This window comes from Rothia sp. P6271 (genome assembly GCF_048512995.1).
GTDB lineage: Bacteria > Actinomycetota > Actinomycetes > Actinomycetales > Micrococcaceae > Rothia.
Window position 1 is genome coordinate 14,808 of sequence record NZ_JBLXXV010000003.1, and the last position, 23,731, is coordinate 38,538.

Annotated in this window: 17 protein-coding genes and 1 tRNA gene; 10 read left to right on the forward strand and 8 right to left on the reverse strand. The window is 48.5% G+C overall.

The features are described from left to right. Positions 1–12: 12 nt before the first annotated feature. From cmk to ACN08X_RS03880, 3 genes are all read left to right on the forward strand, one after another. On the forward strand, positions 13–702 hold the full coding sequence (gene cmk, locus ACN08X_RS03870; RefSeq protein ID WP_419107944.1) for a (d)CMP kinase: 690 nt from the start codon (positions 13–15) through the stop codon (positions 700–702). Between the two features lie 33 nt (positions 703–735). After that, entirely contained in the window at positions 736–2,310 is a 1,575-nt protein-coding gene (der, locus tag ACN08X_RS03875) for a ribosome biogenesis GTPase Der (RefSeq protein WP_419101920.1), read from the forward strand. Between the two features lie 173 nt (positions 2,311–2,483). After that, a tRNA-Pro gene (locus tag ACN08X_RS03880) sits at positions 2,484–2,560 on the forward strand. A 64-nt stretch (positions 2,561–2,624) separates the two neighbouring features. Here ACN08X_RS03880 and ACN08X_RS03885 read toward each other — a convergent pair. From ACN08X_RS03885 to ACN08X_RS03910, 6 genes are all read right to left on the reverse strand, one after another. Continuing rightward, positions 2,625–3,188, reverse strand: coding sequence for a methylated-DNA--[protein]-cysteine S-methyltransferase (locus ACN08X_RS03885; RefSeq protein WP_419107945.1), 564 nt, complete (start codon positions 3,186–3,188; stop codon positions 2,625–2,627). A 75-nt stretch (positions 3,189–3,263) separates the two neighbouring features. After that, the gene (locus ACN08X_RS03890) at positions 3,264–4,184 is read right to left on the reverse strand and encodes an ornithine cyclodeaminase family protein (protein ID WP_419106283.1); all 921 of its coding nucleotides are present in this window, start codon (positions 4,182–4,184) and stop codon (positions 3,264–3,266) included. 151 nt (positions 4,185–4,335) lie between these two features. Then, positions 4,336–5,892 carry a glycerol kinase GlpK gene (glpK, locus tag ACN08X_RS03895; RefSeq protein ID WP_419107946.1) on the reverse strand — a complete coding sequence of 519 codons (1,557 nt, stop codon included), beginning with the start codon at positions 5,890–5,892 and terminating at the stop codon, positions 4,336–4,338. 65 nt (positions 5,893–5,957) lie between these two features. Further along, positions 5,958–7,343, reverse strand: coding sequence for an MFS transporter (locus ACN08X_RS03900; RefSeq protein ID WP_419101916.1), 1,386 nt, complete (start codon positions 7,341–7,343; stop codon positions 5,958–5,960). Positions 7,344–7,415: 72 nt separating this feature from the next. After that, a complete protein-coding gene (locus ACN08X_RS03905; RefSeq protein WP_419101915.1) occupies positions 7,416–8,201 on the reverse strand; it encodes an MIP/aquaporin family protein in 786 nt (261 codons plus the stop codon). Between the two features lie 286 nt (positions 8,202–8,487). Continuing rightward, positions 8,488–10,245, reverse strand: coding sequence for an FAD-dependent oxidoreductase (locus tag ACN08X_RS03910; RefSeq protein ID WP_419107947.1), 1,758 nt, complete (start codon positions 10,243–10,245; stop codon positions 8,488–8,490). Between the two features lie 103 nt (positions 10,246–10,348). Between ACN08X_RS03910 and ACN08X_RS03915 the strand changes: the two genes are divergently transcribed. Next, entirely contained in the window at positions 10,349–11,299 is a 951-nt protein-coding gene (locus ACN08X_RS03915) for a sugar-binding transcriptional regulator (protein WP_419107948.1), read from the forward strand. 5 nt (positions 11,300–11,304) lie between these two features. Here ACN08X_RS03915 and ACN08X_RS03920 read toward each other — a convergent pair whose 3' ends face one another. Continuing rightward, a complete protein-coding gene (locus ACN08X_RS03920) occupies positions 11,305–12,234 on the reverse strand; it encodes a LysR family transcriptional regulator (RefSeq protein ID WP_419107949.1) in 930 nt (309 codons plus the stop codon). Between the two features lie 159 nt (positions 12,235–12,393). On the opposite strand from ACN08X_RS03920, the gene ACN08X_RS03925 reads away from it, so the two are divergent. The 5 genes from ACN08X_RS03925 (at position 12,394) to ACN08X_RS03945 (ending at position 18,974) form a co-directional block, all read left to right on the forward strand. Continuing rightward, positions 12,394–15,879 carry a bifunctional proline dehydrogenase/L-glutamate gamma-semialdehyde dehydrogenase gene (locus tag ACN08X_RS03925; protein ID WP_419107950.1) on the forward strand — a complete coding sequence of 1,162 codons (3,486 nt, stop codon included), beginning with the start codon at positions 12,394–12,396 and terminating at the stop codon, positions 15,877–15,879. A 338-nt stretch (positions 15,880–16,217) separates the two neighbouring features. After that, complete coding sequence (gene gcvH / locus ACN08X_RS03930; RefSeq protein ID WP_419101910.1) at positions 16,218–16,607, forward strand: glycine cleavage system protein GcvH; 390 nt, start codon at positions 16,218–16,220, stop codon at positions 16,605–16,607. Between the two features lie 291 nt (positions 16,608–16,898). Next, positions 16,899–17,378 (forward strand): FHA domain-containing protein, encoded by a 480-nt coding sequence (locus tag ACN08X_RS03935; RefSeq protein WP_419101909.1) that lies wholly within the window; start codon positions 16,899–16,901, stop codon positions 17,376–17,378. After that, positions 17,379–18,155, forward strand: a complete 777-nt coding sequence (locus ACN08X_RS03940; RefSeq protein WP_419101908.1) for a MerR family transcriptional regulator — start codon at positions 17,379–17,381, stop codon at positions 18,153–18,155. 216 nt (positions 18,156–18,371) lie between these two features. Next, positions 18,372–18,974, forward strand: coding sequence for a MerR family transcriptional regulator (locus ACN08X_RS03945; RefSeq protein ID WP_419101946.1), 603 nt, complete (start codon positions 18,372–18,374; stop codon positions 18,972–18,974). 80 nt (positions 18,975–19,054) lie between these two features. Here ACN08X_RS03945 and ACN08X_RS03950 read toward each other — a convergent pair whose 3' ends face one another. Continuing rightward, the gene (locus ACN08X_RS03950; RefSeq protein ID WP_419107951.1) at positions 19,055–19,840 is read right to left on the reverse strand and encodes a ParA family protein; all 786 of its coding nucleotides are present in this window, start codon (positions 19,838–19,840) and stop codon (positions 19,055–19,057) included. A gap of 302 nt (positions 19,841–20,142) precedes the next feature. Here ACN08X_RS03950 and ACN08X_RS03955 point away from each other — a divergent pair, with 302 nt between their 5' ends. Beyond that, entirely contained in the window at positions 20,143–23,595 is a 3,453-nt protein-coding gene (locus tag ACN08X_RS03955; protein ID WP_419107952.1) for a pyruvate carboxylase, read from the forward strand. The last annotated feature ends 136 nt before the right edge of the window (positions 23,596–23,731 follow it).

Below are 23,731 nucleotides of genomic sequence, written 5' to 3' on the forward strand. Positions count from 1 at the left end.
GAAGACAAGACGATGAAAGAACTTGTAATCGCGATTGATGGGCCTTCTGGTTCTGGAAAATCATCGGTATCTGAGCAGATTGCACGCCACTATCAGCTGGCATACCTCGATACTGGTGCCATGTACCGTGCCTTGACATGGTACTGTCTAGAAGAGCACGTTGACCTCAACGATACATCAGCAGTGATTGAAGCTGCGCAGCGTTTTCCCTTAGAACAAAGCACCACTGTCGATGAAAAATTCTTGCGGGTCGGCGGTACAGATGTTTCTGAGCAGATTCGTTCTCCACGTATTTCAGAGTCTGTTTCTGCTATTGCTTCTGTGCCTGAGGTCCGTTCTTTGTTGGTTGCCCAACAGTGTCAAATGATTGAAGACTGTGCACGGCGTATTGTTGTTGAAGGTCGAGACATCACCACAGTTGTCGCCCCAGATGCTCATGCGCGTGTGCTGTTAACGGCGTCTGAAGAGGTTCGAATGGCTCGTCGTGGTATTCAGCTTGGTGGAACACAAAATCAGCAGCAGCTACAGAAACAGGTTGCTGAACGTGACGCTAAAGATTCCCGAGTCAATAATTTTATGGAAGCTGCTGAGGGCGTAACTTTGGTTGATTCATCTGAATTAGATTTTGAACAGACGATTCTTGCTGTGCGTGGAGCTATCGAAGACCAAATTCACTCCGATAGTGCATTAGACTTGAACTAAATAGATTATACGAGCGAAGAGAAAAGAATTTTTATGGTAGAGAATACGACGCCAGAGCGCGATGAGTATGAGAAGAAATATTTAGGTGACGGTAACGATAACGTTTCAGAGCGTTTAGCGCAGATCGATGACGAAACCGCTGAACAACGAGCTGAGGCCTTGCGTGCAGGTCTTGAAGACTATGCTCTAGAAGAGGAAGACCGCCAGCTACTTGGTGCATGGGGCTTCGATATTAACGAAGATGAAAGTGAAGAAGCTGACCCCGTTGTCGCTATCGTTGGACGCCCAAACGTCGGTAAATCCACTATTATCAACCGTATTTTGGGTCGTCGTGAAGCCGTTGTTGAAGACAAACCTGGTGTGACGCGTGACCGTGTTTCTTATAAAGCAGAGTGGAACGGAAAAGACTTCACTCTCGTTGATACCGGCGGTTGGGAAGCTGACGCTAAGGGCATTGACGCGCAGGTGGCTGCTCAAGCAGAGATTGCTGTAGCGCACGCTGATGTTGTGTTGTTAGTGGTGGACGCAATGGTTGGTATTTCTGCAACCGACGAAGCGATTGTTCGTATGTTGCGTCGTATTAATAAGCCTCTTTTGCTGATCGCTAACAAGGTAGACGCTGAACATCAAGAAGCTGAAATTCATAGCTTGTGGTCTTTGGGTATGGGCCAGCCCTATCCTGTGTCGGGTCTGCACGGCCGTGGGCTTGCTGACCTTCTTGACGCCTTATACGAAGTGATGCCGGAGCATTCTCAATATGCTGAGCCAGAGGCTTTAGGCGGTCCTCGTCGTGTGGCTTTGGTGGGTCGCCCCAACGTGGGTAAGTCCTCGTTACTAAACAAGCTCGCCGGTGAAGAACGTGCCGTAGTTAATGATCTTGCAGGTACGACACGTGACCCTGTGGATGAGATCGTTGAGCTAGGGGGGCGTCCTTGGCGTTTTGTGGATACGGCAGGTATTCGTCGTCGTGTGCATATGGCAAAAGGCGCAGATTTCTATGCTTCTCTAAGAACCCAAACTGCTATTGAACGTTCTGAAGTATGTGTTGTTCTTCTCGATGTTTCAGAGACCATCTCTGAACAGGACATTCGGATTATTCAGCAGGTTGTTGATTCGGGGCGTGCTCTAGTGCTGGCCTTTAATAAGTGGGACACTCTTGATGAAGAGCGTCGAGATCAGCTAGAACGAGAAATTGACCGTGACCTTGCGCATGTTGCGTGGGCTCCTCGTGTAAATATCTCTGCGCGTACTGGCTGGCATAAAGATAAGCTTGTACCAGCTTTGGAAACTGCTCTTGAATCATGGGATTCCCGTATTCCTACAGGACGTCTTAACGCTTTCTTGGGCGAGATTGTTGCTGCGCATCCGCATCCTTTGCGTGGCGGTAAGCAGCCTCGTATTCTCTTTGGTACGCAAGTGTCTTCTCGTCCTCCAAAGTTTGTTCTCTTTACGACAGGTTTCTTGGATCCTGGATACCGTCGTTTTATTATGCGTCGTTTGCGTGAGACTTTCGAATACACAGGTACTCCACTTGAAATTTCGATGCGTGTACGTGAACGTCGTCAGCTTGATAAGAAACGTCAGTCCTCTAAAGGCTCTCGACGCTAAATAGTATTTGTGGTGTGTGCTGTGCGTTGACGACACGGTTGCGACGTGCAGCGCACCTCCATAAGTGTGAGCTAAGACTCTCAAGTTTTTAGGTTGTGAGTTTGTCTTCGCTCTTGTCGGTGCTGTATAGTTGTCTAGGTGCTAGAAACCTTCAGGTTTTCTATACAGCATTTCGGGTTGTGGCGCAGCTTGGTAGCGCACTTGACTGGGGGTCAAGGGGTCGCAGGTTCAAATCCTGTCAACCCGACCAACAAAGCCGTGATAAAAACTTATTGTTTTTATCACGGCTTTATTTTTATACGATATCTAATGTCTTAGAAAAGACGATCACCTGCTAGATTCTGGGACCGTTCTAACTCTAATAACCACTGTTTTGCAGAAAGACCTCCTGCATAACCGGTTATTTTTCCTCCCGCCCCAAGAACCCTATGACAAGGAATAAAAATAATACAAGGGTTTCGGCCTACCGCTTGGCCTACGGCCTGAGCAGGAGCACCAGGACCAACAACACGGCTAATAGCACCGTACGTATCTGTATACCCGTAACGGATGTCTGAGACGAGATTCCATACTGCTAGTTGAAAATCTGTTCCTTCAGGGCGAAGAGGAATCTCAAAGACAGTACGTTGACCTCGAAAATATTCTTCTAACTCTTGTACAGCCTGAGAAAGAACACTATTCTCATGAGCTTTAACGAACTTTCCCAGACACTCTTTTTCAGGAAAATGCTTTTGCTTCTCTAACCACGCACCAACAAGAGCGCCCTCTTCAACGCAAAGAAAAATAGTCCCAATCTTCGTAGCACAAGTGGTATAGACACGTGAGAGAACATCATCACCGGCTGCTTCTTCAATCGCGTTGGAAACAGACTCAGTCATAATAAAAACCTTCCGCACCACATAATGATGACAAGTAGAGAAGACACATAACAATATCTCTAGGATAGCGTTATCTTAAGACTGCACTGAACGTACGATTGCTTCTGCTAATGTTAAATCTTCCCAACCCATACCTGATGTTTTAAAAACAATAGGGCGTTCAGACCTTACTTTAAGATCTCCTGAAACAATCTTACACAGAGGATACAACTTGTCTTCTGCCAAGACACCGTCTTCAATTGCGCAGATAACATCACCGCATTCGCGAAGAGCAGTTGCTATATCTTCAACAATCACTTCAGCAACTTCCATCACTGAAGAACTCACTTCTCGTGCCTGCGGAGTATGAGAACCCACCGCAACAATAACAGCGTGAGGGCTAATATCTTCTACCTCAAAAAGGGGAGTGGATGAAGTCGTGGTACAAAGAATGAGTTCTGCCTGTTTGAGGACATCAGCAGCATCCTGAGAATCAGCCTGAACCCACTGTGTTATATCTTCTGGCTGGGTACGGCTAATAAAAGTATGCTCTACTGGACGTATTGCCTCGAGCGTATTTTCGAGGGTCTTAAGGTGGGCGCGTCCTTGTGCACCACAGCCAAAAATGACGGTTTTTAGTGGTTCTGAAGAACCAGAAATATAAGGGTAAACACCGGCAATAGAAACCGCTGACGTGCGGATATCAGTTAGTGCCACGCCATCAAGAACATGTGTTGGTGCAAGGGTCTGCGCATTGAATAGAAGATAAGACCCTTGAATCAACGGCACATCAGGACGTACCGAGGTATCTGCGCAGCTGAGGATTTTCATTCCGAAACTATCACGAGTATAAGAAGGCATCATGAGCAGCTGAGCGTAGGGCATATCCATTTTCTGACGAGGATAATCACAACTTGGATCATAACCATTTTTTAAAGTTTCTCGGAGCGCATGTACTGCTTGTGCAGGAGAGAAATGTTCGAGGATATTTTGATACGAAAGATAAGTAATGCTCATCTTCTCACCCTCTCAAAAACTGGTATAAAAATCTGCTATTAAGCCTAACGCTGAGCCATAAGCGTCATAAATACTCCCATGGAGTACATACAACACCTATGACTCAGCGTTAGTGAGAGTCAGCTATCGAAGAGTGAAAACGACAATAGCTTTAGTCTTGGTCTACATCCTCATCGACCCAGTCGAGAGTCTTTGCTACAGCCTTCTTCCAAAGACGGTATTGACGTTCGACTTCGTCAGTTGGCATTTGCGGAGTCCAACGCTGGTCCTCAGCCCAGTTTGCGGTGACATCTTCTTCACCACTCCAGAAACCAACTGCGATACCTGCAGCATAAGCAGCACCCAATGCGGTAGTTTCGATGACTTTTGGACGGATCACAGGTACGCCCAAGATATCTGCCTGGAATTGCATGAGGAATTCGTTTGCCGTCATGCCGCCATCAACACGTAGCTCAGAAAGATCAACGTTAGTTCCTGCAGCTTGCGCATCAGCATTCATTGCGTCGAGAACCTCACGAGTCTGCCAAGCAGTAGATTCAAGAGCAGCACGAACAATATGTGCACGGTTAACATAACGGGTCAGACCCACGATAACGCCACGTGCGTCTGGTCGCCAATGTGGTGCAAAGAGACCAGAGAAAGCGGGGACAACATAGCATCCGCCAGAATCTTCAACGCTTGTCGCAAGAGCTTCTGAATCTGCCGCATTATCAATCATCTTCAGGTTATCGCGAAGCCATTGAATCAGTGAACCAGAAACAGCGACGGAGCCTTCCAATGCGTAGACAGGTGCTTGATCGCCAATCTTATACGCAACAGTTGTGAGCAACCCATTCTCAGAGATGACGGGCTCCTCACCGGTATTCATCAACATGAAGTTACCGGTTCCGTAAGTATTCTTTGCCATGCCCTTTTCAAAGCAAGCTTGACCGAAAGTTGCTGCCTGCTGGTCACCGAGAATACCCGCGATAGGGGTGCCGTTGAGAAGTCCTTGAGAACGTCCGTATCCGTAAACTTCGGATGAGGACTTAATCTCAGGGAGCATAGACATCGGGATTCCCATATCTGCTGCAATGTTTTCGTCCCATTCGAGGGTACGGATATTCATCAGCAGGGTGCGGGACGCATTGGTAACGTCTGTGACGTGAACGCCGCCATCAACACCACCGGTCAAATTCCATAGAACCCAGGTGTCAGTATTGCCAAAGAGCAAATCGCCTGCTTCTGCTTTTTCGCGTGCGCCTTCGACGTTATCAAGAATCCATTTGACCTTAGGGCCGGAGAAGTATGTTGCCAAGTTAAGACCAACAATATCGTGGTACTTACCGGGGCCTGCCTCGCCACCTAGCTCATCACAAATTTTTTGGGTGCGGGTATCCTGCCACACAATAGCGTTATATACAGGTTTACCTGTGGTCTTATCCCAGACAACAGCAGTTTCGCGCTGGTTAGTGATACCTACCGCTGCAATTTCGTGGTGGTTGACCTCAGCTTTGGTCATACACTGGCCTACTGCCTGGCGGACATTTTCCCAGATTTCCATGGGATCGTGTTCTACCCACCCAGCCTTTGGGAAAATCTGTTCGTGCTCCAGCTGGCCGATGGACTTGATTTCGCCACTCTTGTTGAAAAGAATCGCGCGAGAGCTGGTTGTTCCCTGGTCGATGGAAAGAATGTACTTCTTACGCTCGGGGAGAGTAGTAGTCATAATGTCACTTCCTTGTGAAGTTTGAGATTTTGATAATGGACAAAAGATATCTCGTACGAGAAAAATTAGTTGTTGTCTGCCATCTCGCGTTGTTGTAGGAGCTCACGTTCTTTACGACCGATAATCCACATGAAAACCAGAGCGAGAACAACGATTCCAAGTAACGCGCTATAGGCTACGCCCCAACCAAAATAGTGGATGAGCAAACCTACACCGGTAGATGCCAGTGAAGCACCAAGCAAGTACCCAAAAAGTCCCGTAAATCCGGCTGCGGTTCCTGCAACGTTACGAGGGGATAAATCGATAGCCTGTAACCCGATAAGCATCACAGGGCCATAGATAAGACCACCGATGATAGCGATGAGCAGATAGAAAACTCCGATAGGTGCAGTAGCTGGTAGCAACGCGTATGTTGCTAACGCTATACCTACACCTGCGAGGAATACCATTCCTGCACCAGAACGCCACCCTTTGAAGACTTTATCGGATAGCCAACCGCACAAAAGTGTGCCGATGATCCCTGCAAGCTCATAGATTGCGAAACCAAGAATGCCTTCTTTGACGTTTGTACCGTGAATCTTATCGGTGAGATAAATCGGAATCCAGTTGAGAACGCCGTACCGCAGAGTGTAAACAAAGACGTTTGTGATTGCTAAAAGCACGATAACTTTGTTCTTCAAAACATGCTTGAAAAGCATTTCTTTCCACGGAATCTGAGATTCAGAAGCGACCTTTGGAGGATCGTTACGATACTCTTCGATAGGTGGCAAACCAACCGCTTCAGGACGGTCACGAATTAGAAGGAATGCGATAAAAGCAACAACGAGTGCAACGATAGCTGGTGCCCAGAAAGCTGGTCGCCAGTCTGCCTCAGACTGAGCGTAGTGATCGAGTGCCCACGCTGAGATGACGCCAACAGCTGCACCACCGACGTTATGTGCACAATTCCAAATGGAGGTTTTCCACCCACGTTCGTTTGTTGAGAACCAGTGGACGAGAACACGTCCTGAGGGCGGCCATCCCATGCCCTGTACCCAACCGTTGACGAACATTGTCAAAGCAAAAATCATAACGGTAGCTGATAATGCCGGAATGAAGGCAATCATCAGGTTGATTACCGCAGAGAGCGCTAAACCTAGGGGCATAAAGTAACGGGCATTAGCTCTATCAGAGAGCATTGCCATGAAGAACTTTGATAACCCGTAAGAGAAGAGCACTGCGTTTGCGACGATACCAATGCCAACAGCATTGAGGATGTCGTGATCTTTAAGTACTGCTGAGACGAGTGAAACGTTATTACGGATGAGATAGAACCCTGCGTAGCCGATGAAGATTCCCATAAAGACGCTCAGACGCATGCGACGGTAACGCTGCGGGATTTCGTTTTCGGGGATACGTTTGGCTGCTGGTGGGGCATTGAGAATACCCAAGGAGAACTTGTGTTGAGTCAATGTGTACCTCAAATAGTAGATGATGGAAAAATGCAATAACGGTGCGGTGATGAGAAACCCTACAAGCTCGAATTAGATTCCGAGGAACATAGGAACGAGAATTGCTGCTGCAACAGATCCGATGATTGGGCCAACGACTGGAACCCAAGCATAGGACCAGTTGGAATCGCCTTTACCCTTGATAGGTAGCACTGCGTGAGCAATACGTGGACCAAGGTCACGAGCAGGGTTGATAGCGTAACCGGTTGCACCACCGAGGGAGAAACCAATACCTACCACGATGAGAGCAACAGCCAAAGGTCCAAGACCGGAGGGAGTTTGCCCTGACGCTACAACGAATCCGATGAGTACAAAGGTTCCGACTGCTTCAGTAAATACGTTCCAACCATAGGAGCGAATTGCTGGTCCGGTAGAGAAAATACCAAGTTTGACACCTGGTTCGGTTTCCTCATCAAAGTGTTTCTTATAGGTGAGAAATACCATGACAGCACCGGTAAAGGCACCCGTAAATTGACCCGCAAAGTAAATCATCATATTAGATGCTGTTGCAGGTACTTCGCCGACAAGGTTTTCGCCGGCAGCCCACAGCCCGATGGTGACGGCAGGGTTAAGGTGCGCACCAGATGGACCAGATAGGTACACTGCAGCAAAAACTGCCATACCCCAGCCCAATGCAATAGCTACCCAGCCTGCATCTTTAGCGATAGATTTTGGTAGCGAACAAGCAGCGCAAACGCCCCCGCCAAGAAGAATGAGGATAAAGGTTCCCAAAAATTCGGAGGAGAATAATCCTAATGCGGTAGGTACTCCATCCGCTCCTACGAGGGCAGATGCGCCCTCCGCCAAAATAGTCTGCATGTATTTTTCCTTTCAACACAGCATTGTGGTGGGGGAAGGAGTAAAAGCAACCATTGCTTTTACACAAACATTCTTGAGGGAAAAAATCCTCAAATAACGACAAGAAAAAGATGAGAGGCACTGCGACATATTGTGTGTGCCTGAGCGGTTGATATGAGAGGGGCAGAAACATTGTAGCTGGGGGAAAGTTTCTGCCCCTTCATCAAAAAATCAGTATTTTATCTGTATGGGGAGTTCTGTATCTATACCTTTCATGTGAAGTTTTCTTGGGGAAACTTATGGAATACTAGCCTAGAGGTACGCGAGGACAGACATGCTCGATAGATGTGATGCATTGGGCTGCCTGAACGTCAGAAGTTTTTTCTTCTGCTTGAGCGATTGCTTCTACGCGTTTACGGTAGAGTTCTAGCTCTTTCTCCGCTTCAGCTTCGCTCCAACCGAGTTCTGGCGCCATTACTTGGAGGACTTCTTCGGCTGCACTTAAGCCACGGTCACGCTGTTCAAGGTCTAGACGGCAACGGCGGATGAGCACATCTTCTAAGTGAAGAGCACCTTCGTAACGTACTGCAAAGAGGACGTCTGCTCTGAGGAATTGTGGAGCTTTTGCCAAGGGTTGCGCTAATTCTGGTGCTTCATCAATAAGTGCCACGAGTTCCGTAATATCTGCACCATAGCGTTCGAGCAAATGCTCCATACGGTCTTCGTCCCAGCCGAATCGTTGTGCGAGACGTGGGGAAGATGCTTGTGCTGCAGAAAAACCAGCGGCACCCACCAATTGAATATTTTCAGTGACAGAAGGCTGCTCTTGTGCTCGTTCTTTGAGTGCAAAGTCTACGGCGTCAGCTGCCATAACACGGTAGGTGGTGAGTTTTCCACCCGCGATAGCGCTCATTCCGGGGGCGACTTCGGTGACGGTATGCTCGCGTGAAACTTTAGTAGATGCTGCCTCGGAGCCTTCTTTAAGTTTTGGTTGTAGTAGCGGACGTAGACCTGCATAGGTTCCGATGATGTCATCACGGGTCAGCTCACGTGCAAGGAGCTTATTGGCTTGTTCGAGTACATAGTCAATATCTTGCGAAGTTGCTACAGGGTGCGCGATGTCTTCGGTGTATGGGGTGTCGGTTGTTCCGATAATCCAGTAACGCTGCCAAGGGATGATGAAGAGTACAGATTTTTCGGTTTTGGTGAAGATACCGCTGGAAGCATTAATGCGGTCTCGTGGAACGATGATGTGAATACCTTTGGATGCAAGAACTTTAAGCCCGGCATCTTTATTGGCCATGGACTCAGACTCTTCGGTCCATACGCCGGTAGCGTTAATGATGTGTTGGGTACGAACAGTGTGTTCTTGTCCGTTTTCAAGGTCTCGGATGACTGCTCCGGTAACTTTTCCTTGAGTGTCTTTGAGTACTCGGGTGACTTGTGTACGAGATGCCGCTAGGGCACCGTATCCTGCTGCGGTGCGTACAAGGTCAATGACGAGGCGTGCATCATCAACGCGTGCATCGTAGAACTGGATAGCTCCGGTAAAAGCTGAATCTTTAATATCGGGGAATACGGTTTTCGTGCCTTGCTTTGAGAAGTGGTGTTGTGGCGGTACAGTTTTTTTGCCACGAGCCCCAATAAATGCAAGAGTGTCGTACATTCCAATTCCGATAGCGGAATAGGCGCGTTCGATGACTGGTGTTTTGAGGGGCCATAGGAAAGGCTGTGCTTTAACGAGGTGTGGCGCAATTTTTTCAAGGAGTAGGCCACGTTCTTTGAGTGCTTCTGCTACGAGTTTAAAGTCAAGGTTGTAGAGGTATCGGAGTCCGCCGTGGACAAGTTTTGATGACCATGCTGAAGTTCCTGCTGCCCAGTCGCCTGCTTCGACGATAGCGGTTTTGAGTCCGCGGGTTGCTGCGTCTAAGGCGATGCCGGCGCCGGTGACGCCTCCGCCAATGACGAGAATGTCTACGCCTTCTTCTTTGCTCATTTCGTGGAGAGCTTCAGTACGAGAAGATGCGGTAAGCTGAGACTTCTGAGCGAATTGTGTGTTGGCCATAGTTCCTGTCCCTTTCTACTACGGATGCTGATATACATTCTGACGTAGTTGTAGTTACTATGACCAAAACATTTGAACGTTTTTTCAGAAGGGGGAAATTTGAATGAACGAACGTCACGACACCGCATACGAGGCAGCGTATCTGTATTACATGGAAAACCTCACCATGGAACAAATTGCGCAACATCTATACACTTCACGCGCAACGGTATCACGCCTACTCAAAACTGCTCGAGATACAGGAATCGTGCAGATTCGGCTCAACGAAAACAGCAAACCGCAAACAGATCTCGCTCAAAGACTTGGAGACAAGTATCGAGTTCGTGTGCATCTGGTGAAAACCTCAAAAGAACAATCTGCTATTTCCCGTATGGAAAAAGTCGCTAAGCGTGGAGCAATTCTTGTGGACTCCTGCGTTGAAGAAGGCACCTCATTAGGTGTTGCGTGGGGATCAACGGTGACAGAGCTAGCCAAACATCTGCCGTATCGTCCGCTCAAAGATGTAGTGGTAGTACAACTTAACGGAGCCGGTAACGCTCGGCATACAGGTATACCTTACTCGGGGTCGATTCTTGGGCAGATTACCGCCGCATACGATGCGCAGATGGTGCATTTTCCCGTTCCTGCTTTCTTTGACCATTCTGAAACTAAAGAAGCAATGTGGCGTGAACGGAGCATTATGGGAGTTCTCGCTACGCAGCGTAAAGCTGATGTTGCGGTGTTTGGGATTGGGGCTTTTGGTGGCGCTATTCCTTCTCACGTGTATAACGGAGGGTATTTTGATGCTCAAGAACAACGCGAATTGCGTGCAAGTGGTGTTGTCGGAGATATGTGCACGGTACTTCTTCGTGAAGATGGAAGCTATCAAGACCTTGCTGTGAACCAACGTGCAACGGGGCCAACCGCAACAGAATTGGCACGGATTCGTCGCCGGATTGCGGTAGTTTCTGGCAATCACCGAGTCCTTGCTTTACGAGGTGCACTGCGCACTGGCGCTATTACAGATGTGGTGATAGATACTCAACTTGCTGAAGCGTTGATGGACTGCCCTTAAAACTTTTAGATGCTATCGCTGGGGCACATGCTCTCTTGATGATGTTTGAGGGCACCGGCTGCATATGATAGTGCCCTTCTGACCATGGCAATGTTGGGTTGTCCTGCACTGTCAATTCTAGAGGCGGTAAAGATTTGACGTTCGGGGTGTTCTGGTAAGCAGATGAGTTTAATAGAGGTCTTGTGGTGCGTGGAAGATGTGACAAAACCGGGCAGAATAGCTGCTGCATAACCTTGTTCTGCAAGACGTACATGAGTGAGTAAATCTTCGATGCTATAACGAACTTGCGGTTCGAAGCCTGCCTGACGGCATTGATTAATACCCCAAATACGGCTGGTATTGTGTTCTCGTTCAAAAACCCATGGTAGAGATTTTGCTTCAGTGAGGGTTGTGTAGGGAGAATCTTGTGCTAAAACAAGGTGAATAGGGTCTGCCGTGAGTAGTTCAAGTTGTAGGTCCTCATGTTCAGGTACAAAATGGTGCGGATAGGACTCTGTAATAGCAAGGTCGAATTGTCTGCTTCTTGTGAGTTCTAAACCTGTTTCGGGGTCTATCTGCACAACTTCTAAAATGAGTTGCGGTGCGTTCTGCTGTAAATACGATAGTGCTGTGGGTAAGAGCGCCATCGCTGCTGACTGAAAAATTGCTAGCCTTACGGTGCCTAGCGGTTCGCCAGAAAACTGTGCAATGCGAGTGGCGGTCTTATCCATTTCTCTGAGGATAGCTCGTGCGCCGTGGACGAGGATAAGTCCTTCGTCGGTCAGTCGTACTGAACGTCCTGATCTGCGAATGAGGGGAGCGCCAGCTTCTTTTTCGAGTGCTGTCATCTGTTGTGAGATAGCAGAAGAGGTGAGGTGTAGTGTTCTTGAAGCTGCTGCGAGGGATCCGCGTTCGTGGATTTCAAGAAGGATGCGAAGCCGGTGAATATCGTACATTGTGCTAAACCTCATCACTAGTAGTTAAGCTTTTCTTAACTATTATGCTGAGAAATAATTATTTTTACTAATAGTGTGTTCGCCACCATAACGTGGTCAAATAGAACAAAAGCACAATGAGTGCCAATTCACACAAACACAGAAGATGGGAGCACAGGAATGACAACCAATCCCTTTGCTGCAGAACGCTACCAAGAACTCGCACAAGAAGCCCGAACCCTCGTGCGCCAGTGGCTCACCGAAGCCCAAGACGTCCCCGCAGACTCCTCCGCACAAATGCTCGCAGGCGTCCTCAAAGACCCCAACGGGCTAGACTTTACCGTCGGATTCGTCGACACCGTCGTTCGCCCTGAAGACAATAATGTTGCTGGAGCCAACCTCGCAAAAATCGCACCCCTCGTACCATCATTCCTCCCGTGGTACATGAAAAGTGCAGTAGCCGCCGGCGGAAAAATTGCTAGCAAAGCATCATGGCCCACCGTTGGTATAGCACGACGAGTCCTCCGAGAAATGGTCGGACACCTCATCGTAGATGCCCGCGACGAAAAACTTGGCCCAGCTATTGAACACCTCACCAAAACCGGCAACAAACTTAACGTCAACCTCCTTGGCGAAGCCGTCCTCGGCGACAAAGAAGCAGAACGACGACTCAACGAAACCAAGCGTCTCCTCGCACGAGACGACGTCGATTACGTCTCCATCAAAGTCTCTGCTGTCTCCGGCCCACACTCTCACTGGGCCTTCGACGAAGTCGTCGAAGAAGCAGTACAACGACTCACCCCACTTTATGAACTTGCAGCAAACTCTCCTGAAAAGAAGTTCATTAACCTCGACATGGAAGAGTACAAAGACCTCGACATGACCATCGACGTCTTTACCAAAATTCTCGACCAACCACAGCTCAAAGACCTCGAAGCAGGCATTGTTCTACAGGCATACTTGCCCGACACTCTCGCAGCAATGCAAAAACTCCAGCAATGGGCTAGCAACCGCGTAGCCTCCGGCGGAGCACGCATTAAAGTGCGACTGGTCAAAGGCGCTAACCTCTCCATGGAAATTGTTGAAGCCCTCACTCACGGTTGGGAACTGACCACCTGGGATTCCAAACAGCTCAGCGACACCAACTACAAACGAGTCCTCGAATACGCGCTACGCCCCGAACACACCAAAAACATTCGACTAGGTGTCGCCGGACATAACCTCTTCGACGTAGCATTCGCGCTACTCTTGAGCGAAGAACGCGGAGTCAAAGACGATATCGAATTTGAAATGCTCATCGGTATGGCCGCACAACAGGCAGAAGTCATCCGCCGACGTGTCGGACATCTTCTGCTCTACACTCCAGTTGTTCGCCCCGAAGAATTCGACGTAGCAATTTCCTATCTCGTTCGACGTCTTGAAGAAAATGCTTCGAGCGAAAACTTCATGTCAGCAGTATTCGACCTGCATGACAACGCTGAACTCTTCGAACGAGAAGAACAACGATTCATGCGCTCGCTTAACTCTGTTACTGATGAAGTGCCTGAGCCCAAACGTCAGCAAAACCGTCAGACAGAAACCGTCGATAACGTTTTCCGACCCCGTCAAGGATTTGAAAACGCACCAGATACTGACCCTTCGCTTGCTGCAAACCGCCAATGGGGACGAGAAATCCTCGAACGTTCAAAAACAACGAGCTTGGGCATAGAAACTCTCGAAGCCTCACAGCTTAGCTCTAGCGATGAGGTTCAACCACTTGTGGATTCTGTGATTGAAGCATCCAAAGTCTGGGCTGAACGTAGTGGCGCCGAACGAGCTAAAATTCTGCGTCAAGCAGGTATCGCACTTGGTGTGAACCGTGCAAAACTACTTGAAGTGATGGCAGCAGAGGCAGGAAAAACTCTCGACCAAGGCGATACTGAAGTCTCAGAAGCAATCGACTTCGCAAACTACTATGCGACGTTGGCAGAGAATATCGAACACATCGACGGGGCAACCCCTGTACCTGTTCACCTCACACTAGTAGTGCCACCGTGGAACTTCCCAACGGCTATCCCCGCAGGTGGTGTTCTTGCTGCACTGGCTGCCGGGTCTGGTGTCGTTTTCAAACCTGCAACGAACACTGCAAGAACGGGTGCTTTGATTGCTGAGATTCTTTGGGAAGCTGGAGTCCCTCGCGAGCTTCTCCGTCTCATCAAAATCACAGATCGTCAGGCCGGAAAAGAGCTTATCTCTCACCCAGCAGTAGACCGACTGATTCTCACGGGCGGATACGAAACGGCAGAAACTTTCCGTTCATGGCGTCAAGACTTGCCATTATTTGGTGAGACCTCTGGCAAAAACTCCATCATCGTTACGCCTAACGCCGACCTTGATTTAGCGGTTAAGGACGTTGTCTATTCTGCTTTTGGGCATGCTGGACAAAAATGTTCTGCAGCATCAACGGTGATTCTCGTTGGAACTGTTGCACAATCTGAACGTTTCAAGAATCAGCTAGTCGATGCTGTATCTTCCTTGCACGTAGCCTACCCACAAGATATCGAATCTCAGATGGGGCCGATTATCGCACCGGCAGAAGGCAAACTGCTCAGCGGACTAACCACTCTTGGAGATGGCGAAAGCTGGCTAATTGAACCTAAAAAGCTTGATGAGAGTGGCAAACTCTGGTCACCAGGTGTGCGTGTAGGAGTTAAGCCGGGAAGTGAATATCACCTCACCGAATATTTTGGTCCGATTCTCGGCATTATGGTGGCGCAAACTCTTGAAGAAGCCATTGAATTGCAAAATGCAACTGACTACGGTCTTACTGCAGGGCTTCACTCTCTTGATTCTGATGAACTGGCATTATGGTTATCTCGTGTTGAAGCAGGAAACCTCTATGTTAACCGCGGAATTACTGGTGCAATTGTTCGCCGTCAGCCCTTCGGCGGTTGGAAGAAATCCACTGTGGGCAGTGGAACTAAAGCTGGAGGACCTAACTATTTAGTAGCCCTCAGTGATTGGAAGAGCGCTCCTTCGACAGCTACTGCTATGCCAACCTCTCGAGCTGTCCGCGAGACTCTGGCTGCTACCCGCCAACCTACTGCTGTAGACCATGAAAAACTAGAATTCTTGGTTCGTTCTGCATCTTCTGATGCTGAGGCCTATAACGGCGAGTTCGGCATTGCTCACGACCCCTCACAGTTAGGTGTCGAACGCAATATTTTGCGTTATGTTCCTCAAGCTGTACAAGTTCGTGCGGATTCTTCTGCGAACGTAGCTGATACTTTACGTGTACTCCTTGCTGGTTTGGCAGCTGGTGCACCTATCTACCTATCAACTGCTCAGCAGCTGCCAGTAGCTGTGGCTGGAACATTAGAAAATCACGGAGTAAAGATTGCTCTTCAAAGCGATGAGGAATACCGTCAGTGGCTCAACTCTTATGCTTCAAAGAGCACTGCAGACTTGCAAGGTACGCCTCTAGAAGGTAGCCGTATCCGTTATATTGGAGATCAAGCAACAAGCATCTTTGCCGCGTTGAATGGACGTCCTGATATCGGTATTTATACGGCTGCAGTCACTGAAGCCGGACGTATTGAGATGCTTCCATTTGTTAAGGAGCAGGCAGTCTCGATTACTGCGCATCGTTTTGGTAATCCCAACAGATTCTCTGAACACGTCATCTAATACTCCTGTTAGGCGTGGTGTCGTAGAAGCCTTTTCTGCGACACCACGTGCTTTAAACATCAAAATAGTTTTCTTCTACAAAGTAAGATATGGCTGCCTGTTTGAGAATAATTCTTGTGAACGCGCTGTTGTTGAACCTATCTGAATGAGATGTGGAATACTATAGAGTGTGTGACGGGCCAAACGTATAAGAAGATGTATTGTCGTATCATCTTGTTGCGTTAAGAACAGCACACGCCACTGTTCTTCCCCGTTGCTGAACATGGTTTATTTTCTGGGGCTAGCAGCCCCGGGCATCTTGGTGGTCGTATCGCCACACGCACGAAAGGAAAGCCACTATGAGTGACGTACCCGCAAATCTGCTATATACCTCAGAACACGAATGGGTGACCGCTGTAACTGCAGAAGGTACCGTAAAAATAGGTATTACCGATCACGCACAACAAGCTCTTGGCGACGTCGTGTATGTTGATCTTCCTGAGGTGGGGGAGAACGTCGTCGGCTCAGAGACTTTCGGAGAAATTGAATCCACAAAATCTGTCTCAGATTTATTTGCGCCCGTTAGTGGTGAAGTCGTTGCCATCAACGAAGAAATTGAAGCAGATCCTGCTCTTGTGAATACCGATCCCTATGAGAAGGGGTGGCTGATTGAGCTACGTCCCGATAACGTAGAGGATCTCTCTGCACTTCTTGACGCAGAAGCTTATGCTGCAGAAATTGCTGAATAAGTAGCGACTCTTCTGGTTGTTGGTGCCGGTCTTTAACATCAGTAAAAGACCGGCACCAATACTGTTTAACGGCATATTATGAGGGAGCGTCTTAGAGAACTACCTGATGATCCCTTCAAGAAAATCCTTGAGGAGTTTTGTATGCCATCGTGTTTTATATAGCTAACTCTTATACTTGCCTATAAGATTAGACGGTAGGTTCAATGTTTACCGAATCGTTATCATTATGAGCGGATAAGATTCAATCAAAATTTGACCTACAGGGAAGAATACTATGGCGAAGGATCCCCCATGACTGAACAGAACGAAGCGCACCCACCGACAGCTGCGCTCAACGCTATCACGCAACAAGAGATGCGGATTGCTGCGAAAGTTTTTGCAGAATTTAAAGATGCTAACCACAAACCCACAGTAGAAGAAATGGACGTTTTAGCAACCATTCCTCAAGGCTCAGGGCTGCTCATCTGCACTAGCACAGAACTTGAAGGCGCTCGTTTCTTGCTCAACTCTGAGCTTGACGAAAACGGTGCGGAGAAACAAATCGTTGTGGGTCGTAGCCCAGATTCTGATATCTTCCTCGACGACGTTACCGTCTCTCGTCAGCACGCTGTTTTTACGCCTAACGCTGGATCTTTTGTTATCACGGATAATAATTCGCTCAACGGAACATACCTCAACGGCGACCGCGTAGACACTGCTTTCCTTAAAAATGGGTCTGAACTTCAGATTGGAAAATACATTTTTGCATTCTTCTTGGGAGTCGGAGAATAAATGTCAGACTCTGCACAAAAGCTCTCTGATAGTGAAGGTAAAGACCGCACTATCGGCCAAGTTCTTAGTGCTCTTGACGTCAATTTTAAAGGCATTAGCGCTTCAAAAATTCGCTTTTTAGAAGATAAAGGCTTAGTACAACCTCACCGCACAAACACCGGATACCGGAAGTACTCTGCCCGAGACGTTGAACAGCTACGCTACATCCTATCGTTACAACGGGACCAATACCTGCCGCTGAAAGTTATCAAAGATAAACTTCAAGCAGGGGAGTTCGAACAGTATTATCGGGAAAAGACACAAGGCGACACGACAGCTGAATCTTCGCCCCGTAATACACAAGAACAACATGCCCAAGTACACGGTGAAGAACAGGACGCCGTTGCTAGTTTTGTTCCCTTACCGGAGCAAGAACGAAGCTATACTCTTCGAGAGCTTTCTACTGCTGCCGGTGCGGATATGCCGCTGCTCCGTGAACTTATCAATTTTGGTCTGATTCGAGATGTCGACGGAAACTATAGCGAATATGATGTCGCTATCACCAAAATTTGTTCTCAGCTTACCTCTCATGGCTTGCAACCCCGACATTTACGTCAATTCCGCGCAACAGCAGAACGAGAAGCTGAACTTGTCAAAAATGCGGTAGCGCCCTTAGCCTTGAGAAAAGATAAAGATTCTCTTTCACTAGCAAAAACACGTGCACGAGAGATCTCTAATCTTTGCCTTCGCCTACATATGGCACTCGTTATTTCTTCTATCCCTGACTACGACTCCTAAAACTCGTATCAGGGGAATCTCTGAAGAAAAACAACTGTTCTTTATCGAGAATGACGACGTTTTGCCGTATCTACCGGTAATATGTCAAGAGGTCAGTAAAAAAGTATCTACGGTTAGGAAGTCCTTATGGTAGCTCACAAGAATGGGGGCACGCGTCGCCCTAGTTCTGCGGTTCAGCCCTTGAACCTAGCTACACAGAACTCAGAAACTATACCGATGGATCAGCCTATTCTGGGGTTTGAGCAAGTGATGCCCAAGCAACCTCCTCAGCAAGGTGAACAAGGGGTACTCTTCACTGACTCCGTCTCACTCGTTGACGAAAACCTCGGATACCGTGGACCAGTGGCTTGCAAAGCCGTAGGAATTACCTACCGCCAATTAGACTACTGGGCGCGCACCAAACTTGTAGAACCTACTGTACGTTCAGCCTCAGGCTCAGGATCTCAACGTTTATACTCTTTCAGAGACGTCCTTGTCCTTAAAATTGTTAAGCGTCTTCTTGATACTGGAGTCTCTCTACAACAAATCAGAACTTCGGTGAAACATCTACGTACTCGCGGAATCGAAGACCTCTCCGGCATTACCTTGATGAGCGACGGGGCAAGCGTTTACGAATGTACTTCACCTCATGAAGTGATTGACCTTGTACAAGCTGGGCAAGGCGTTTTTGGTATTGCTATTGGTAGAGTCTGGCGTGAACTCGAAGTTAACCTCGCCAACCTTCCAGGCGAAAATACCTGCGCAATCTCTGACGATGAAGAACTAGCTCAAACAGATGAGCTTTCCCTGCTTCGCGCTAAAAAAGCAAACGGAAAATAACCTCAACATACTTAAAACATTCAGCGAGGGGTCTTATACAAGATATTTTGTATAAGACCCCTCGCTGAATGTCTAAAGAATTATTTAAGTCCTTGAAGAATATCAGAGAAAACCGCTGCACAACGTCGCACATCATCGCTTGGCCAATAATGCACAGGATAGGCAGAACCTTGAACTCGTTGGAATTCTTCAAAATCCTCTAAAAACTGGTCAGCAACAAGATCCCCAAATAAGACCTTCATCTCTTCAACACGATAAGAATGCTCACTACTGTGAGGACGAACCTTATTCAAAATAACTGAAGCAGAGGAAACTGAATACTGACTATTTTCCTCAAAACGAGTAATAGCACGCAACGTACGTTCTGTACCGGCAACCGAAAATAAAGAAGGTTCAGCTACCGAAATAACACGGTCAGAAGCTGCCCATGCCATCGAGGTGAGAACACCTAATGTTGGAGGGCAATCAATGAACACCACATCATAATCGTCAATATTTCCTTGAAGCAGGTTCAACAACCGTGGCAGATACTGAGACAAAGGTGCTTGCTCCAGGGGAGTAGAAGACGCACTACCACGGACAACGTGAACAACTCCACCCGAATTTTCATGTTCCTGAGCAATAGCGTTCCACCCAGAAGAAACAATATTATCGGTGAAAGAGAACCGATCTGGGGCAGCAAGCATACTGCCAATATCGGCTCCCGTCGTTGGAACACCCAAACCTGTGCTTGCATCGCCGTGAGGATCTAAATCAATCACAAGGACCTTCTGTCCAGCGTGCAAAGCTGCTGAGGTAAGACCAAGAGTAACTGAAGTTTTACCAACTCCACCTTTAAGGCTGCTGATACTCACAATCAGTGGCATAAAAATGGCCCCCACCCAAATCCAGAACACAAAACTAACGTGCAATTTTTACACAGTTAACATAATGCTACCGAACTTTAGCGGTAACTCCTGCCAAAGATCACTGAAAATATCGCATTGTGGGCTTAAATGTAGATAATCACAGTACACACCCTGTAACTATGTAAACTTTAGGTATTCTTGGCTTCACCAAGAACAAAAAGGGCAAAAACTAGCAATGATGCATATAGTAGAGCTAGTCACACACCGTGAAAACCTCTACCAAGAATGCCTCCTATGCTAGGCAGATTGGAACTAAACACATGTTTGAAAAGATTCTTGTCGCAAACCGTGGCGAGATTGCCATTCGTGCATATCGCGCCGCCTACGAACTTGGTGCAAAAACAGTTGGCGTATTCCCCTACGAAGACCGCCACTCCATTCACCGTCAGCAAGCCGACGAAGCCTACCCTATCGGTGAAGAAGGACACCCCGTTCGTGCGTACCTTGATATCGAAGAAATTATCCGCGTCGCCAAAGAAGCCGGCGCAGACGCTATCTACCCAGGATATGGTTTTCTCTCAGAAAACCCAGACTTAGCACGTGCCGCAGAGAAAGAAGGAATCACCTTCATCGGACCACCGCCAGAAGTTCTAGAACTTGCCGGTAACAAAGTCGAAGCACTCCGCGCCGCACGAGCAGCCGGAATACCCGTCCTCAAATCTTCCGAACCATCTAAAGACACCGAATACCTACTGGCAGAAGCCGAAAAAATTGGGTTCCCCATCTTCGTCAAAGCAGTAGCAGGCGGTGGCGGGCGAGGAATGCGTCGAGTCGAAAGCAAAGAGGCTCTACCTGACGCACTCGCATCGGCAATGAGAGAAGCAGACACCGCATTTGGCGACCCCACCGTATTCCTAGAACAAGCAGTACTGCGCCCGCGCCATATCGAAGTGCAAATCCTTGCCGATGCACAAGGGAACATCGTGCACCTCTTTGAACGTGACTGCTCCTTGCAACGGCGACACCAAAAAGTTGTCGAAATCGCACCAGCACCACAACTTGATGAGAACATTCGTCAAGCTCTCTTCCGAGACGCCGTAAAATTTGCTCGTGAACTCGGATACCAGAACGCTGGAACCGTAGAATTTCTTGTCGATACCGCAGGTGAACGCGCCGGAGAACACGTCTTCATCGAAATGAATCCACGCATTCAGGTTGAGCACACCGTCACCGAAGAAGTCACAGACGTAGACCTCGTCCAAGCTCAAATGCGCATCGCTTCAGGGGAATCCCTTGAAGACCTCGGCATCAGACAAGAAGAACTACACGTTCGAGGCTCAGCCTTACAATGTCGCATCACAACTGAAGACCCTGCCAACGGATTCCGACCTGACGTCGGAAAAGTGTCATACTACCGATCAGCAGGTGGCTCTGGTATTCGACTAGACGGCGGAACAGTCTACACCGGAGCTCAAATCTCACCGCACTTCGACTCCATGCTCGTAAAACTCACCTGCCGTGGACGAAACTTCTCAGCAGCAGTACAACGAGCTCAACGCGCACTTGCAGAATTCCGTATCCGCGGAGTCGCAACCAACATCCCCTTCCTTCATGCCGTCCTTGAAGACCCCACCTTCCAAGCTGGAGACGTCTCAACCCCGTTCATCGACGAACACCCAGAACTGTTACGTAAACGTCCCTCCAGCGACCGTGGCACAAAAGCCCTACAATACCTAGCAGAAGTGACCGTTAACCAACCTCACGGTCCACGTATTGAAGGGCCAGACCCCCGTCATAAACTTCCTCGATTCCCTGGGGACAAAATTGACGAGCCTTTCCGCTCACCCTTCGACCACGGCGAACACGAACGACCCCGAGGATGGCGGCATATCCTGCAAGAGCGCGGACCAAAAGGATTTGCACAAGCACTACGCGAATACCAGCCAGTCGCTATTACCGATACAACGTTCCGAGATGCCCACCAATCTCTGCTTGCAACACGTCTAAGAACCCGAGACCTGCTAGCAGCAGCACCAGCAGTATCACATGTACTACCAGAACTATTCTCGGTAGAAGCATGGGGTGGAGCAACCTACGACGTGGCGTTACGTTTCCTCTCAGAAGACCCGTGGGAACGTCTAGCACATCTTCGTGCGGCCATGCCAAATATCCCCATCCAGATGCTTCTGCGCGGACGAAACACCGTCGGATACACTCCTTATCCGGTAGAAGTAACCGATGCTTTCGTCCAAGAAGCGGCTGCTACAGGCGTTGATATCTTCCGTATTTTTGACGCTCTCAACGACGTCTCACAAATGACTCCTGCAATTGAGGCAGTACGGAAAACCGGAACAGCCGTTGCAGAAGTCGCCATGTGCTACGCCGGTAACCTCCTAGACCCTCAGGAGAAGGTATACACTCTTGAGTATTACCTTGAGCTCGCACAACAAATTGTTGACGCGGGTGCACACATCCTTGCTATCAAAGATATGGCAGGGCTACTACGTCCAGAAGCTGCACGACGTCTCGTAAGTGCCTTACGCGAACGTTTTAGCCTACCAGTACATCTGCACACCCACGACACTGCGGGTGGACAAATCGGAACACTACTGGCTGCTGTAGAAGCAGGTGTAGACGCTGTTGACCTTGCCTCTGCCACATTAGCTGGTACAACCTCACAGCCTCCTTTCTCTGCCTTCATCGCCGCGATGGACGGCACCGCGCGCCAACCAGAAGTAAGCCTTGACTCGGCGCTCTCTCTAGAGCCTTATTGGGAAGCTATTCGTGCAATTTACCGTCCCTTCGAAAATGGCTTGAGCTCACCTACTGGGCGAGTCTACGATCATGAGATTCCTGGCGGACAACTCTCAAACCTCAGAGCACAAGCCAAAGCCCTTGGCCTGGCTGACCGATTTGAAGATATCGAGAATATGTACGCTGCGGCAGATAAGATGCTGGGACATATCGTCAAAGTTACTCCCTCCTCAAAAGTTGTTGGCGATCTCGCTTTACAACTGGTAGGAATGGGAGTAGACCCTGAAGAGTTCGAGAAAAACCCTCAGAACTTTGATATTCCTGACTCCGTTATCGGTTTTCTGAACGGGGAGCTAGGAACCCCACCAGCAGGCTGGCCAGAGCCTTTTAGAACCCGTGCTCTTGAAGGGCGAAAACTAGCGAAACCGACGGTCAATGAACTCTCTGAAGAGGATAGAAAAGCTCTACAAGAAGGTGGAGACACACGTCGTAAAACGCTAAATAGGCTACTTTTCCCTGCCCCGACACGAGAATTTGAACGTGTCCGTCAAGACTACGGTGACGTTTCTATCCTTCATACTCGAGATTTCCTCTACGGTATGATCGAAAACCGAGAACACGTTATCTCCCTAGGCAAAGGGGTGCGCCTCATCGCCAGCCTACAAGCAATCTCTGAACCAGATTCTAAAGGTATCCGGCACGTCATCTGCACCCTGAACGGTCAATCTCGAACCGTCGAAGTTCGAGACCTCTCCATCGAATCCGACGTCAAAGAAGCAGAAAAAGCTGACCCAACCAACCCCGGTCACATTTCTGCACCTTTTGCCGGTGGCGTAACGATTACCGCCACCGTAGGAGAGCGTGTCGAAGTCGGTGAACAGATTGCTACTATCGAGGCAATGAAGATGGAAGCATCTATCACGTCACCGGTAGCCGGCGTCGTAGAACGAGTCGTCTACCAAGATGTTACTCAAGTGGCAGGTGGAGACTTGCTCATCGTAGTTAACACCAACTCATAAAAACACAACTCACTAGGTGATGAGGTCTTTCTTTAACAAAACTTCTTTTTTGTTAAAGAAAGACCTCATTTTTTATGAACGTCGTAGCATAAACACATCAAAGGCTGTCGACGAGGGAATAGAAGCACCACCAACA

Excerpts from the sequence above, each read along its gene's own strand:
- cmk (WP_419107944.1), top strand. The coding sequence starts at position 13 with ATGAAAGAACTTGTAATCGCGATTGATGGGCCTTCTGGTTCTGGAAAA.
- der (WP_419101920.1), top strand. The coding sequence starts at position 736 with ATGGTAGAGAATACGACGCCAGAGCGCGATGAGTATGAGAAGAAATAT.
- ACN08X_RS03885 (WP_419107945.1), bottom strand. The coding sequence starts at position 3,188 with ATGACTGAGTCTGTTTCCAACGCGATTGAAGAAGCAGCCGGTGATGAT.
- ACN08X_RS03890 (WP_419106283.1), bottom strand. The coding sequence starts at position 4,184 with ATGAGCATTACTTATCTTTCGTATCAAAATATCCTCGAACATTTCTCT.
- glpK (WP_419107946.1), bottom strand. The coding sequence starts at position 5,892 with ATGACTACTACTCTCCCCGAGCGTAAGAAGTACATTCTTTCCATCGAC.
- ACN08X_RS03905 (WP_419101915.1), bottom strand. The coding sequence starts at position 8,201 with ATGCAGACTATTTTGGCGGAGGGCGCATCTGCCCTCGTAGGAGCGGAT.
- ACN08X_RS03910 (WP_419107947.1), bottom strand. The coding sequence starts at position 10,245 with ATGGCCAACACACAATTCGCTCAGAAGTCTCAGCTTACCGCATCTTCT.
- ACN08X_RS03915 (WP_419107948.1), top strand. The coding sequence starts at position 10,349 with ATGAACGAACGTCACGACACCGCATACGAGGCAGCGTATCTGTATTAC.
- ACN08X_RS03920 (WP_419107949.1), bottom strand. The coding sequence starts at position 12,234 with ATGTACGATATTCACCGGCTTCGCATCCTTCTTGAAATCCACGAACGC.
- ACN08X_RS03925 (WP_419107950.1), top strand. The coding sequence starts at position 12,394 with ATGACAACCAATCCCTTTGCTGCAGAACGCTACCAAGAACTCGCACAA.
- gcvH (WP_419101910.1), top strand. The coding sequence starts at position 16,218 with ATGAGTGACGTACCCGCAAATCTGCTATATACCTCAGAACACGAATGG.
- ACN08X_RS03935 (WP_419101909.1), top strand. The coding sequence starts at position 16,899 with ATGACTGAACAGAACGAAGCGCACCCACCGACAGCTGCGCTCAACGCT.
- ACN08X_RS03940 (WP_419101908.1), top strand. The coding sequence starts at position 17,379 with ATGTCAGACTCTGCACAAAAGCTCTCTGATAGTGAAGGTAAAGACCGC.
- ACN08X_RS03945 (WP_419101946.1), top strand. The coding sequence starts at position 18,372 with ATGGATCAGCCTATTCTGGGGTTTGAGCAAGTGATGCCCAAGCAACCT.
- ACN08X_RS03950 (WP_419107951.1), bottom strand. The coding sequence starts at position 19,840 with ATGCCACTGATTGTGAGTATCAGCAGCCTTAAAGGTGGAGTTGGTAAA.
- ACN08X_RS03955 (WP_419107952.1), top strand. The coding sequence starts at position 20,143 with ATGTTTGAAAAGATTCTTGTCGCAAACCGTGGCGAGATTGCCATTCGT.